The following is a 12,978-nucleotide window of genomic DNA, read 5'->3' on the forward strand; positions in this document are numbered from 1 at the left end:
TGCCGGCTCCGCTCGACGTCCGGCGAGAGACCCGCAAGCCCGCGTTCCGGGGCCTTGCTGGCGCGAAGACTCAGGATTGCCGCTGCGGGAACGCTCGGTACCTGCTGCGGTCCCGAATCAATCGAATCGCCAAGCAAACGCTCAGCGGGCGGAGGGCGTCACGCTCCACTAGTTTCAAGGCAACGAGGCACAGGACAAAGAGACAACGCATGACCGCTTACGCATGGTTGGCCATGATCGTCACCTTCTTGTCCGCACTAAAGGCGGGATTCCTGTTCGCTTTTGCCATCGTTGTAATGCCCGGGATCTCGAAACTTGATGACCACGAGTTTCTGCGTTGCTTCCAGACAATCGACCGCGTGATCCAACGGGGGCAACCAATGTTCATGACGATGTGGCTCGGCTCGTCGCTGACACTCGTCGCAGCGGCGGTGCTCGCGCTCACATCTCAGAGCCGCATCGATCAAGTGGTCATGGTCTCATGCGCCGCTGGTAGCGTACTTCTCGTCCAACTGCCGACCACGACCATTAACATCCCGCTGATCAACCAGGTGCAGGCGCTTGATATCCAGAGCCTCGGTGACGCACAGGCAAGCGAAGAGAGATTCGCCTTCGAGTCAAGGTGGAACCGCTGGAACACGATCCGCACTGTGGTCACTTGCTTGATTCTGGCGGCGTTGTTGTTGCTCATGCTCCGGATTGAGATCGGCTAAGCTCGCTTGATTCCCATCGCCCTAAGCCGAGAGGCGAGGGTTGTTGGCTTCACGCCCAATAGCTCGGCCGCACCGTCCGGCCCATGGATCTTGCCGCCAGATGCTTCTACTGCTCGCTGGAGGTTCTCCCTTTCGAACTGGCGGACCTGAGCATCCGTAAGGACCTCCGCCTCGACAGCCAAGGCGCTTGGCGTAGCGCCGTTGTTCGGCTCTTTCAGATCGATCCGCAGCGGTCCGCCTCGTGAGAGAATCACGGCACGCTCGATCACGTGCTGGAGTTCTCGGACGTTTCCCGGCCAATCGTACCGCTCCAGCTTTCGCGCGACGGCCTTGGTAAGGCGGGGTGGTACGGTCGCGAGCCGCTGCCGACTTTGCTGTAAGAAGTGCTCGGCGAGCACGGCGATATCCTCACGTCGCTCGCGCAGGGGAGGCAGCTCGATCGGGAAGACGCTGAGTCGATAGTACAGGTCCTCGCGGAACCGTTTCTGTCGAGACTCCTCAAGCAGGTTGCGGTTGGTCGCAGCGATGATGCGGACATCGACTCGGCGTGTCTGCTCCTCGCCGATTCGCTCGATCTCGCCCTCCTGCAGGACCCGCAGCAGCTTGCTTTGCAGGTCGAGCGGCACCTCGCCGACCTCGTCGAGGAATAGCGTGCCGCCATCAGCCAATTCGAATCGTCCTGTCCGGTCGCGGAGCGCGCCGGTGAAGGCGCCCCGGATATGCCCGAAGAACTCACTCTCAAAGAGTTCGCGCGGAATCGCGGCGCAGTTGACTTTGATGAGCGGACGGTCGGCTCGCATGCTGCGCCGATGCAGCTCGCGGGCGACAACTTCCTTGCCCGCGCCGCTCTCTCCCAAGATGAGAACCGTCGAATCAGTTGGGGCGACCAGGTCGATCTGTTGGCTCACGTTTCGAAGCGCTGGGCTGACCCCGAGCATCTCGCCAAAGCCCTGTTCGGCGGCTGCCTCCTGCTGCAGGTACTCGTTCTCCTCTTCCAGTCGTTTGCGCAGTCTTTCGACTTCTTCCCAGGCGTAGGCGTGCGCGATCGCGACCGCCGCGTGGTCGGCCACCATCCGCAACCAATCGAGGCATCCTTCGCGGATCCGCGCGCGGGTGAAGACGCCGAGCACACCAAGCACCATTCCGTGATGGCTCAGCGGCTGGCCGGCGAAGCCGACAATCTCCTCGTCACGAACCCAGTCGGGTTTGGCGATCCAAGAAGGGAGCTCCGCCATGTCGGGCGCTTCGATCGCTTCACCCGTCGCCGCGATGCGACCCACCTTTCGCACACCGATCGGGAACCTCCGGAACTGCCCGTCGGTCCGAGAGAGATCTTGGTTTGGATCGACGATCGAACGCCCGCTGCTCGCCACCAGGTGGAGGCATTGCGAGCGGTCGGGGCATTCGCTCCGCATCGGACATGTCTCGCACCCTTCGCCCGAGCGAACGAGCCACAGCCTGGTGAGGGCGACGGCGTCGGAGGCTGCGATCCGCGAAACCAGTAGGTCGAGCAGTTCTGGAAGCTCGCGTTGCAGTGCAAGGTCAAGCAAGAGGCGCTTCGGGTCCTCGATCAGCGGTGCGGAGGAGGCGGTGCTTGCCATGACGCGATCATAGCGAACTTTCGTTGTGCCGTGACGAAGTTTCGTTGATCGACGAAATTTCGTCGCATCCCCCTGGAAAGTCGAATCGCCATAAGTGCTATCCATAAAGAGACTTGTGGGTTCTTCGACGCTTTGGCGCCGGGTGTGCGAATGGGGAATGCGACGCCGAGCAAGTGACTCGTCGCCCGATCTTCCAACCCCGTTACAGGAATTGATGCCATGCCTCGCCTCACTCAGATCGTCCACGAACAAGCCTCCCCGCAACAAGCCGAACTCTTCGACGCCGTGAAGGCGAAGCTCGGCCGCGTGCCCAACTTGTTCCGGGCGCTCGCGAACTCCCCCGCCGCGCTCCGCGGCTACCTCGACTTATCCGGCGCGATCGCGGCAGGTGAAGGCCTTACCGCCCAGCAACGTGAGATCGTCGCGCTGGCGATCGGGGAGGTGAACGGCTGCGAGTACTGCCTCGCCGCCCACTCGACCATTGGAAAGATGGTTGGCCTCTCGCCCGAAGGGATCGAAGCCGCACGCCGCTCCGAGGGCATCGACGTCGCAAGTCGCGCTATCGCTCGCTTCGCCTCGGAGGTTTTGGAATCCAGGGGTCGCGTTTCGGATGCAGAACTCGAAGCGTTCCGCGATGCGGGCTTCGGAGACGACGCGGTTGCCGAGACAGTTGCGCACGTCGCTCTGAACGTGTACACGAACTTCTTCAACAACCTAGTTGAGACCGACATCGACTTCCCTGTGGCCGCTCCGCTGGCGAACGCCCCGAGTGGTGAAGTCGCCTGCTCGACCGGCTGCGGCCGCTCGGCCTAGAGATGCCGCGCCGCGACAGACCGTGAGCCGCGACGGGCTCTTCGCCGACTCGCAGAAAGCTAAATAAGGAGCATCCCATGCCCAAACCGACCGACATCCGACCTCCCTTCAAGCGCAAGTCGGCTGCCGCCAAGGTTCGCGCTGCCGAGGACGCTTGGAACTCCCGCGACCCGTATCGGGTTTCGCTGGCTTACAGCGAAAACTCCACGTGGCGGAATCGCGACCAATTCCTCGAAGGCCGAGAAGCGATCCGTGAGTTCCTCTCCGGCAAGTGGGCGAGAGAACTTGACTACCGGCTCATGAAAGACCTTTGGTCGTTCGGGGGCAATCGGATCGCCGTCCGTTTCCAGTACGAGTACCACGACTCTGTCGGTCAGTGGTGGCGGGCCTACGGCAACGAGCTGTGGGAGTTCGACGCCGAGGGGCTGATGCGTCGCCGCGAGGCGAGCATCAACGACCTTGCCATCGCGGAGTCGGAGCGGAAGTTCCATTGGCCAGCTGGCGAGCCTCGGCCGAACGAACCCGCCGCCGTGCTCTGCATCGCGTGAACGCAACGCACAGAATCCCGTTTCCTTGGTCGCCCGGCACTCACTCAGGAGAAGATCATGTTTTTCCAAGCTAGCGGTCGTTGGCTGCTGATCACGGCGTTGTTTGCTCTGGCAGAGTCGTTTGCGGTGGCCGAACTACCCACGGTCCGCTACCGCACCGTCAAGATCGACGGACTCGACATCTTCTACCGCGAGGCGGGCCCGAAGGACGCTCCCACTGTGCTCCTGCTGCACGGTTTCCCGACTTCCTCGCACATGTTCCGTGATCTGATCCCGCAACTCGCGGACAAGTACCACGTCATCGCCCCCGACTACCCGGGCTACGGGCAAAGCTCAGCGCCGTCGGTTGATGAGTTCGAGTACACGTTCGACAACCTCGCCCGAGTCGTGACGAAGTTTATCGACCGAGTCGGCCTCGGGCGGTACTCGCTGTACCTCATGGACTACGGAGCGCCGGTCGGCTTCCGGATCGCGGCGGCGGCCCCGGAGCGTGTCGAATCCCTGATCATCCAGAACGGCAACGCCTACGACGAAGGGATCGACAACGACTTCTGGGCCCCCGTCAAGAAGTACTGGGCCGACCGCTCCGACGCTAACGGCGACGCCCTGCGGGGGCTGCTGACGCTCGACGCGACCAAGTGGCAGTACACGCACGGGGTCCGTGATGTCGAGGTCATCAGCCCGGACACCTGGGGCCACGTCCAGTCGCTGTTGGATCGCCCCGGCAACCAAGAGGTCCAGCTCGCCCTGTTCTTCAGCTACGGCAGCAACCCGCCGCTGTACCCCAAGTGGCAAGAGTATCTGCGGACGCACCAGCCGCCGACGCTGATCGTCTGGGGCAAGAACGACGCGATCTTCCCGGACGCGGGGGCGTACCCGTACCAGCGCGACCTGAAGGACCTGGAGTTTCACCTCTTCGATACGGGGCACTTCGCGTTGGAGGAGGACGGCGCCGAGATCGCCCGACGGATGCGTGACTTCCTGGACCGCAAGGTTGCCCGCTAGTCGTTGTCGCCCACCCCCTTCCGCACGAGGGGGGGGGCCTTATTCCTGAGGAGGGAGTCGGCGAGATGACCCACTATCCAAGCGACATCGCCTTCACGCCAACCGTCAAGGCGATCCAGGCGTCGAACGGCTCACGGCAGGCCTACCGCAAGATGGAGGAGAGCGGAGGTTGGCGGACCACCGTTACGCCCGACCTGCAAGCGTTCCTGTCAGAGCTCGACATGTTCTACCTCGGCACCGCTAACGCCGATGGCCAGCCCTACATCCAGTACCGCGGCGGCCCGGCGGGTTTCTTGCGGGTGATCGACGACAAGACGCTCGGCTTCGCGGACTTCGGCGGCAACCGTCAGTACATCACGCTCGGCAACCTTCAAGACAATCCGAAGGCCTTTCTGTTTCTGATGGACTACGAGAACCGGCGCCGGATCAAGGTCTGGGGACGCGCTCGAGTCGTCGCAGGCGACGATCGGCTGAACTCCGAACTTGCCGATCCGACCTATCCCGCGCAGGTCGAACGAGCGATTGTCTTTGACGTTGAGGCGTGGGACGTCAACTGCCCGCAACACATCCACCGTCGCTTCCCGGAGGACAAGTTTCGAGGCGAAATCGCCAGTTTGCAGCAAGAGATCGAGCCGTTGAAGTCGCGTCTCGGTGAAGGCTGAGGGCACCACCCACGCACAATCCTTTCATACCCACCCGATTGAACACGCGCATTGAGGCTTCTCGAAGCCCAAGCATTCGCCACACAAATTAAACCGAAGGATGTACAAATGTCCCTTCCTGTTCCCGGCTTCGAAGTGAGCCGTGGCGACACTGCCCTAGTGGTCACCGACCCGCAGAAGGATTTCCTCAGCCCCAAGGGCGTTACCTGGGGTGTCGTCGGCCAGAGCGTCACGGAAAACAAGACCGTCGATAACTTGGAGTCACTTTTCAGAGCGACCAAGGAAGCTTCGCTGCCGGTTTTCGTGTCGCCACACTACTACTACCCGCACGACCACCGCTGGCGTTTTGAAGGCTCGCTCGAACGGCTGATGCACGACATCAAGATGTTCGACCGTCCCGGTCCGCTCGACTTGGCCGGCTTCGAGGGGTCGGGGGCGGATTGGCTTGAGCGCTACAAGCCCTTCATCAACGACGGCGAGACGGTGGTCACGAGCCCGCATAAGGTGTTTGGGCCCCAGACGAACGCTCTGGTCTTGCAGCTACGCAAGCGCGGAGTCTCCAAGGTGCTGCTCGCGGGCATGTCGGCCAACCTGTGCGTAGAATCGCATCTACGCGACCTGCTCGAGCAGGGGTTTGAGGTTGCCGTCGTGTGGGACGCAACCGCCGCGGCAAAGCTGCCGGAGTTCGATGGGATGGCGGCTGCGAAGACGAACTACCACATGCTCGCTAGCGAAACGCTCGATACGGTGGAAGCCGTGCGTCGCGTTGCGGCGGCGTAGCGTCCTGACGGTTGCGGCGGTTGCCTCATCTCAGCAATTTCGAGGCTCGGCTACGGCGCAGCGGTGGACATCACCTCCCTCAGATCCGGCGCCCGCCAGGTGGCCGGAGGCGGACCGGCCGCCGCGGGGGTCGTCCGGCAAGAATCCGCAGCGGTGGCGACGACCTCTGAGGAAAGGTTCTCGATTCGATCGCGAGGATACCGCCTCAGCAATGGCGGGTCAGAAAGGGCTGAGAGCGGCACGACGCGCGTCAAACCAAACCCGCGTCGGCACGACCCTTTGGCGCTGGCACGCCAACAGGGTGATGACCATCGGAAGGGAGGTGAGACGTACTTTTGGTGGATGGCCGAGGATCCCAGAGAAGATGGCCTCGGCTAGTTGTCCGAAGGATCCAGCCGTTTCACCCGGCGTGTCCGCACTCAAGCCGCGGCCCCTGTTCCAGGCTGGCCGACCGCGCCGGCCCCCCTGCCCCAGCGGGCCCCGCCCTGCCCCGCCTTGCGATCCAACCACGCACGCCAAGCCGCGGCGCCGCCTCCCTGTTTCGTCCGACCCATGGGTGCGGCCCCACCCCCGTCGGCCCGCGGCCGCGTCCCCCGGCGGCCGAAGCGAATCGGCCGGGCCCTGGGACGAGCGGCTGGGGCACTTGACAAAACGCTTTCTTTTTCTGCACCCCCCCGGTAGAATCGAGGCAGCCGCGTCAACGGCGGCCGCTTTCTGCAGCGGTCGAGTCCGAAAGGGCAATGGAATGTCGCGCGGCCCGGAACGTCGTTCGGAGCGGCCCGCTGGTTCCTAGAGCCGGGCGCGGTCGCCCCGCTTCGGATCGCGGAGCACGGAAGTGGCCCCCCGATCCCCTACCACGGATCCCCTGCCAGGAAGGCCACGCATGGGTTGGAAAACCCGCGGAAACCGCCGCTATTTTCAGCAAAACGTCCGCGTCGACGGCAAGCCCCGCACCCTCTATTGGGGCAGCGGCCCCGAGGCCCAGGCGGCCGCCGACGCGGCCGAAGCCCGCAAGCAAGAACGGGCCCGCCGCCAGGCCCTGGTCCGCGCCCTGCGGCAGATCGACGCCGACCTCCAGCAGGCCGACAACGCCGCCCGGCCCCAGATCGAGGCGGCCGCGACCGCCGCCGGATTCCACTACCAGAACCGCCGTTGGAGCAAGAAACGCAGTGTCCAGTAACCCCCATCCCGAAGAACCGGCGCCGGCCGAGCCCCCGCGGCCCCCCCAAGGGGCCGACGCCGCCGGCGCCGTAGAAGCCATGGTCCAAGCCGCGCTCTGCCCGAGCGCCCCAACGGGCGCGGCGCCCGAGCCGGCCCCCGCCGGCGGACCGCCAGCGGCGTCGCCCCCCCAGGCCGCCGCGGAGGCCCCCCTCGATGACGCCGCCGGCGCCGCCATCGATTCGGACCTCCGGGCCGCGGTCGCGGCGGCGAAGGCGCCCTATGAGGCGCCGATCGAAGCGGCGCAGGCAGAAGTAGAACGGCTCGGCGCCGCGCTTGCCGCCGGGCTCGCGAGGACGAACGAGCAGCGCTCCACGACCAGGGACGCCCCGGCCGCGCCCACCGCGGCGGGCGCCTCCGCCGGCGCCTCGGCCGACGCCGCCCCGACGTCCGAGGCCGACGGCGCCCTCTACGACGACGGCGCCCTCTACGACGACGGCGACCACGGGGGCGAGGCGTACGAGTGCGAGGCGGAGTATGACCCGTTGACGTTCGAGGAATACATCGAGTCCACCGAGGACGGCGAGCCGGACTGCTGGCCGTACGACGAGGCCAAAGCCCACTGGAAGTGGCTCGGCCCGGGGTGGGGGAAGTTCCCCCGCAACGGCCCGGCCAAGGCCGAGTGGTGGGGGGTGTACGGCCTGCTTTCGCGCACCAAGCAGCGCCTCCAAGAAGCGAACGAGGAGCGGGCGAGGCTCGAGTACCAGCGGGAGTGGGCCGCCGAACGCGCCGCCGACACGACGCCGCGTGACGCCCGGGGGCGCCGGCTCACGCAGGACCCGCACCTGCTGCACGAGCGGGAGCTGATCGACGCCGCCGAACGTGCGTCGGTCGGACACTCAGAGCTGCACGCCGCCGTCATGCGTCGCATGGGGGGGTGCCCGGACGGGGTCCGCGAACAGGCAGCGGCGGAATGGCGGGCCCGCATGGACCCAACCCGTCAGCGGACCGTCGCGGAGCTGGATGAGTCAGACGAGCTGATGATGATCTGCGGCGCCATCGACGGCGACGACCCCGGGGCGCTCGAACGGCTTGCGGCGTACCTCCGCCGCTACCCGCGGCTGCGACCGACGCAGCTCGCCCCCGAGGCGCCCCGCACCAATCGCCGCGGCTGCTCAAGCCTTACCGAGGCGCTCGACTTGGCGGCCCGGATGCTCCACGAGGAGGAGCAGGACGAGTCCACCGACGCGACCGACCACCGCTGCCTCGCGGGCCTGCTGCCCCCCGGCGCCGGGGTCGCCCTCCAGCTGGCGGCGGAGGCCGTGCTCAAGACCCAGCGGGCCGTGCGCGATGCCGAGTTCGGCCTGGAGGGCGACGACTGGAAGAGCCCGACGGTCCAGAAGTGCATCGATAGCCTTAGCCGCCGGGCGTCGGGGGCGCTGCGGGACTACGAGGCCGCGATGCGGATCGACGCCGTGCAGCGGACGACCTGGCCCAAGCTCGGCCCCGCTGCCCCGACGGCGGCTGCCGTGGCCCCCCTGTACCCGCTGCGTCGCGACGCCCCGGCGGCTGCCCCGGCGGCCCGACCGGCCGAGCGGCCGCCGGCCCAACCCGCCGCGCCGTTTGCGTCGTTTGCCGACCTGTTCGCCAACGTCGGCCAACAGGACTAACGCGTGGCGGGTCCTCCCGCTCGCCAGCTGTTTGACAACCCAATTCGGCGCCCCGGCGGTCAGAGCGTAAGCGGCCGCGCCGGGGCAGGCATGCGTCGCCCCGATCCGCCCGGCCGGCGGCCCCGGGAACGCACAAAGCATGGCGCGGGGGTGCGCAGCCGCCGCCAACGCGCGCAAACCCGCGCGCGGGGGTGCGCAGCCGGCGGCGACGCCCAGCACCATGCGCTCCCGTTTCGTCATGGAGCGTCCTCAAGCGCTCTTCAAGCGACATCTAGAATCCCAATCCCGCGGTGGATTTGTACGATCTCCCCATGGTGGGGATGAGCGCACGGCGGAGATCCGTCGCGCGAGCCGGCCGTGTGCGGACGATGCCTCGGCCGCGGTGGCGAGCTGCGACTTGCGAACCAGCCCGCGGTCGATCGCCTGCTCGACGGCTCGCGCTAGGCGCTCCTCGGCGATCGTGCCGTCGGCGGCGGCATCCATGAGCGCGCGGAGCGGCGTGGTGACGGAGAACCCTTGGCGCCCCTCGACTTCGGTTGGTCGAAGATTGCCGCGATGGAGCACGCCCCCCTTGCCCGTCGTTGTGCGAAACGTCACCGGGACGGTGAGATGCGTGGCCCGAGCGCCTCGACAAGATCGCCGCGGAGCACCCGGGCAAGCGGCTGCGGGTCTACTTCCAGGACGAGTCACGGCTCGGCCAGCAGGGGACCAACACCAACGTCTGGGCCGAGAAGGGCCCGCGGCCAACGGCGGTGCGTCAGACCCAGTACAAGTACCTGAGGGGCATCGGCGCCGTGCGCCCGCAGCGTTTACTGGAGCTCGGCGGGGCACGCCGGGGGGCTCCTCAGCCCGCAGCTGAACCCGAAAATCATCCATTCGTTCTTGGAGCTGCTCGCCAAGACCCTTCCCGAGGGAGGGCGCGCCGTGATGATCTGGGACGGCGCTGCCGAAACTAGACCCACGGGCGCCCAGCGGGCGCCGTTGCGTGTGCCGGAGAACGTGACGCTGGTGAGGCTGCCCCCCTACTGCCCCGAGCTGAACCCGACCCAGAACCTCTGGCGCCACCTCAAGCGTCGCTTCTGGAACAACCGCGCCTACGCCGATTAGGACGCCCTCGCGACGCCGCGTCGCGGGTGCTGGCGTTCCAAGAGCGGGCCGCCGAGATGTATGAGGGCGAAAGCTCCTTGATGCAGACGGCGCTCGAACACGTGCTCGCCGCGGAGGCGGCCCACGCCGAGACGTCCGCGTTGCTCGCCGACGCCGAACTCCCGATCCACGAGAAGCTCAGGCGCCAACTCGACAGCAACCGCAACACGACCGAGGCGCTGAAGCAGCTCGACCTGATGTCCAGGATCGAGCAGCGCCGCAGCGGGCAGCGCGAGCGTCAATCGTCCTATTGAGCCGGGCCGACGCAGCGCCGCTGCGAGGCCCAGCAGCGACAGGCTCGGCTCAACAGACGGCGGCGCCTGCCCCGGCGGGCTCGCCGGCGGCGCCCCCGCCGGCGAGCCGCACTCCCCGCACTAAACCCGAAATGACAATCCGCCAACCTGTCGGGCAACGCCCCACGCCGGCTCCCGACCCACAAGAAATGACAATCCGCGCATCTGTCGGGCAACGCCGGCCACGCCGGCGCCCGGCGCAGCAGCCCGCAACCGCTCGCTGAGCGTTGTGCGCAGCACGAAGCACCGATCGCTCTACGCGCGTAGAGGGGCCGCCCGCGGGGGGCGGCCGACGCCCGAACTCTCCCGCCGGGCCGCTGTTTGACAATCCGAGAGGCGCCCCGGCGGACAGCGCGTCAACGGCCGCGCCGGGGCACGAGCGCGGCCGCTCCCCCGATCGGCTGCAACCGCGGCCCCATGGTTGGGGCGCGCGACCGGTAGCGTTGGGCTCGGCCGGTCAGCCTTCGCAGCGTGCGATTGGGCGCCATCGCCGCGCGCGGCTTGCGACGGGTTGGTGCTGACCGGCGAACATCCAAGGCTTGCCAGCCGAGGCGACCCAGTTGTCGTGCCGCTAGTTCTCACCGCCATCGCGAGGACGTGTGTCGTCGTACCGGGGCCTCGAAGGGTCGCTGAGCGACGCCGGGACGTTCGCCGGCGCGTTTCGCCCGGACCTCACCTCGCCTGGGAGATCGTGCGTCAGCAGTTCGGCCCGGACGCCAGGGGTGCGTCCCACGAGGAGCGCACCTCGCATGGCGGGTGTGGGCGGAAGGAAGAGCGCAAATCGCACAGTGGGGGTGCGCGGCGAAAAGAGCGCAAACCGCGCGGCGGGGGTGCGCGGCGTAGCCGCCGATCGGCGGCACGCAGCCCGTGCTATTTGACAACCTGGACGGGCGCCCCGGCGGACAGCGCGTGAACGGCCGTGTCGGGGCGCCTGTAGGCCGACAACAACGAACGGCTCGTTCTATTTGGCCTGTGCGGGAGTCGAGCCAGCATCAGCACAAATGCACGCACGGGGGTGCGCGGCGTCGGCGGGGCCCGCTCCGGTGCGGCCCGGCGGCAGAGCCAAACAACAGCCGCGTGCGACGCGCCCAGCCGGGACCTTCCGCTCTCGGGGTGGCGGGCGCTGGATCGACCCGTACGCGCCGTTGGACAGAAAGCATATACGCGCTTCCTGCCCGCCTTCGGGATTCAGCCGGGGTGAGGACCCCCGGCGTGCGGCCGGTCGTGGTGGGGTGTTTGGGCGCGTCTCGGATCAGCAGCTAGCCTAGGGTGAAAAGGAACACGTCACCCAGGTGTTCAGTCTCTGCTTGCCGCTGAAGTCGGTCGCCACCACCCGGCCGGTGACAGCCGGTACGGACTTGGCAGCGGCGTCTCGAGGCAGAGCCCGTGCTCCCAGACCGGATCGCATTTCGTACACGCTGCGGCCGCGGGGCCGGCGACCTACCGCGCTGCCCGAGGGTGACGCCAGCGCCCGCACTTGCTCCTTCGCCATGCCCCGGCACATCTCATGGCGAACACTGCTTTTCTGCGACGCCGCACCAAACGACTCGATCCGCGACCAGATTCACGCCCGCCCTACGCCGCCGGCTCGGTCTGGGCCTCGAGCCCTCCGTCCCACGCGTCGAAGTACAGGTTCTGGCCGTCGGTCTCGACCTCGCCCCGTTGGAAGTCGCTGGAGCAGGGCCCCGGCCTCCGCAAACCGGCCGTCGGCCTCCGGGGCGTCGGCGCGGTTCAGGGCGCGGTTCAAGGCTTCGTCGAGGGAACCGTCGAGGGAACCGTCGAGGGAACCGTCGAGGGAACCGTCGAGGGAACCGTCGAGGGAACCGTCGAGGGCTCCGTCGAGGGCTCCGTCGAGCCAGTGGTCGAGCCAGTGGTCGAGCCAGTGGTCGAATGAGTCGTCGGGGCCTTCTTCGCGGGGGGCGTCGAGGAGTCGGGCGCGGCGTCGTCGAGGCGGCACACGTAGGTCCGCCCGCGGAGCACCGAGCCGCCGCGGCCCGGGGCGTCTGCAAAAAACTCTTCTCGGTCGCCGATCCCGGCGGTCGAGCCCTGCGAGCTCCGGTAGCGTAGCCCGACGACTTGGTCGGCGTCGCGGACCAGCCCCAGCAGCACCACGCTGTGGCCCGACCCGCCCGCCCGCCAGAGCTGCACGAAGTCGCCCGGCTTGGCCTCGTCGACGGGCACGCCGCGGCCGACGCCCAGCAGCTCGGCCGCGTACACGCACTGCGTCTCGCCGCTCGCCTTGGTCGCGCCGAACCAGTTCCGCTGGAAGGCCCGCAGGTCCTCCAGCGCGACCCCGTCGAGCAGCCCACGGCGTTTGGCGGTCTCGAAGGCGACCGCCAACGTGAAGCCGCTGCAGAACGTGCCGTCCCCCTTGGGGAGGATTTGTTGGCCGCCGAGCTCGAGGGCGATCGGCGACCCCGAGTTGCCGGCGACCCAGTGGTAGCGGCCGCCGTCGGCGAAGCCTCGGGCCAGAGCGAGCACGTCGTTTTCCGCGGCGGAGGCCGTTGTGGCGCCGGCCGCCAGCACGCACGCGGCCAATGCCAGCAGGTTTCTACGGACCGCGGGAGGGGAGTGTTGCATGCCCCCAGG

General features: G+C 67.4%; 13 protein-coding genes. 10 read left to right on the forward strand and 3 right to left on the reverse strand.

What is annotated here, in order from left to right; translation table 11 throughout:
• Window positions 1-209: 209 nt before the first annotated feature.
• Complete coding sequence (locus Pla175_RS12455) at window positions 210-713, forward strand: anthrone oxygenase family protein (RefSeq protein ID WP_145285050.1); 504 nt, start codon at window positions 210-212, stop codon at window positions 711-713.
• Here Pla175_RS12455 and Pla175_RS12460 read toward each other — a convergent pair.
• Window positions 710-2,314, reverse strand: a complete 1,605-nt coding sequence (locus Pla175_RS12460) for a sigma-54-dependent Fis family transcriptional regulator (protein ID WP_145292081.1) — start codon at window positions 2,312-2,314, stop codon at window positions 710-712. The genes Pla175_RS12455 and Pla175_RS12460 overlap by 4 nt on opposite strands.
• 219 nt (window positions 2,315-2,533) lie before the next feature.
• On the opposite strand from Pla175_RS12460, the gene Pla175_RS12465 reads away from it, so the two are divergent.
• From Pla175_RS12465 to Pla175_RS12505, 9 genes are all read left to right on the forward strand, one after another.
• Window positions 2,534-3,127, forward strand: coding sequence for a carboxymuconolactone decarboxylase family protein (locus Pla175_RS12465; protein ID WP_145285054.1), 594 nt, complete (start codon window positions 2,534-2,536; stop codon window positions 3,125-3,127).
• Between the two features lie 77 nt (window positions 3,128-3,204).
• Window positions 3,205-3,675 (forward strand): nuclear transport factor 2 family protein, encoded by a 471-nt coding sequence (locus Pla175_RS12470; RefSeq protein ID WP_145285057.1) that lies wholly within the window; start codon window positions 3,205-3,207, stop codon window positions 3,673-3,675.
• Between the two features lie 57 nt (window positions 3,676-3,732).
• The gene (locus Pla175_RS12475; RefSeq protein WP_145285060.1) at window positions 3,733-4,680 is read left to right on the forward strand and encodes an alpha/beta fold hydrolase; all 948 of its coding nucleotides are present in this window, start codon (window positions 3,733-3,735) and stop codon (window positions 4,678-4,680) included.
• Between the two features lie 65 nt (window positions 4,681-4,745).
• Window positions 4,746-5,342: a pyridoxamine 5'-phosphate oxidase family protein gene (locus tag Pla175_RS12480; RefSeq protein WP_145285063.1), complete on the forward strand. Its 597-nt coding sequence runs from the start codon at window positions 4,746-4,748 to the stop codon at window positions 5,340-5,342.
• Window positions 5,343-5,450: 108 nt separating this feature from the next.
• A complete protein-coding gene (locus Pla175_RS12485) occupies window positions 5,451-6,122 on the forward strand; it encodes a cysteine hydrolase family protein (protein WP_145285066.1) in 672 nt (223 codons plus the stop codon).
• An 883-nt stretch (window positions 6,123-7,005) separates the two neighbouring features.
• A complete protein-coding gene (locus Pla175_RS12490; protein ID WP_145285070.1) occupies window positions 7,006-7,302 on the forward strand; it encodes a hypothetical protein in 297 nt (98 codons plus the stop codon).
• Window positions 7,292-8,950 carry a hypothetical protein gene (locus tag Pla175_RS12495; protein ID WP_145285073.1) on the forward strand — a complete coding sequence of 553 codons (1,659 nt, stop codon included), beginning with the start codon at window positions 7,292-7,294 and terminating at the stop codon, window positions 8,948-8,950. Before Pla175_RS12490 ends, Pla175_RS12495 begins: the two co-directional genes overlap by 11 nt.
• Before the next feature lie 855 nt (window positions 8,951-9,805).
• Window positions 9,806-10,057 carry a transposase gene (locus Pla175_RS12500; RefSeq protein ID WP_145285076.1) on the forward strand — a complete coding sequence of 84 codons (252 nt, stop codon included), beginning with the start codon at window positions 9,806-9,808 and terminating at the stop codon, window positions 10,055-10,057.
• A gap of 26 nt (window positions 10,058-10,083) precedes the next feature.
• Entirely contained in the window at window positions 10,084-10,350 is a 267-nt protein-coding gene (locus Pla175_RS12505; protein WP_145285079.1) for a hypothetical protein, read from the forward strand.
• 1,614 nt (window positions 10,351-11,964) lie between these two features.
• Here Pla175_RS12505 and Pla175_RS26810 read toward each other — a convergent pair.
• The gene (locus tag Pla175_RS26810; protein ID WP_261342819.1) at window positions 11,965-12,087 is read right to left on the reverse strand and encodes a hypothetical protein; all 123 of its coding nucleotides are present in this window, start codon (window positions 12,085-12,087) and stop codon (window positions 11,965-11,967) included.
• A gap of 45 nt (window positions 12,088-12,132) precedes the next feature.
• Window positions 12,133-12,969 (reverse strand): hypothetical protein, encoded by an 837-nt coding sequence (locus Pla175_RS25975; RefSeq protein ID WP_197527470.1) that lies wholly within the window; start codon window positions 12,967-12,969, stop codon window positions 12,133-12,135.
• Window positions 12,970-12,978 lie beyond the last annotated feature (9 nt).

The sequence above is a fragment of the Pirellulimonas nuda genome, from assembly GCF_007750855.1.
GTDB classification, from domain to species: domain Bacteria; phylum Planctomycetota; class Planctomycetia; order Pirellulales; family Lacipirellulaceae; genus Pirellulimonas; species Pirellulimonas nuda.

What these genes read in the sequence shown, in the direction of transcription:
- Pla175_RS12465 (WP_145285054.1), top strand. Translation starts at nt 2,534, where the DNA reads ATGCCTCGCCTCACTCAGATCGTCCACGAACAAGCCTCCCCGCAACAA.
- Pla175_RS12460 (WP_145292081.1), bottom strand. Translation starts at nt 2,314, where the DNA reads ATGGCAAGCACCGCCTCCTCCGCACCGCTGATCGAGGACCCGAAGCGC.
- Pla175_RS12470 (WP_145285057.1), top strand. Translation starts at nt 3,205, where the DNA reads ATGCCCAAACCGACCGACATCCGACCTCCCTTCAAGCGCAAGTCGGCT.
- Pla175_RS12485 (WP_145285066.1), top strand. Translation starts at nt 5,451, where the DNA reads ATGTCCCTTCCTGTTCCCGGCTTCGAAGTGAGCCGTGGCGACACTGCC.
- Pla175_RS12455 (WP_145285050.1), top strand. Translation starts at nt 210, where the DNA reads ATGACCGCTTACGCATGGTTGGCCATGATCGTCACCTTCTTGTCCGCA.
- Pla175_RS12475 (WP_145285060.1), top strand. Translation starts at nt 3,733, where the DNA reads ATGTTTTTCCAAGCTAGCGGTCGTTGGCTGCTGATCACGGCGTTGTTT.
- Pla175_RS25975 (WP_197527470.1), bottom strand. Translation starts at nt 12,969, where the DNA reads ATGCAACACTCCCCTCCCGCGGTCCGTAGAAACCTGCTGGCATTGGCC.
- Pla175_RS12490 (WP_145285070.1), top strand. Translation starts at nt 7,006, where the DNA reads ATGGGTTGGAAAACCCGCGGAAACCGCCGCTATTTTCAGCAAAACGTC.
- Pla175_RS12480 (WP_145285063.1), top strand. Translation starts at nt 4,746, where the DNA reads ATGACCCACTATCCAAGCGACATCGCCTTCACGCCAACCGTCAAGGCG.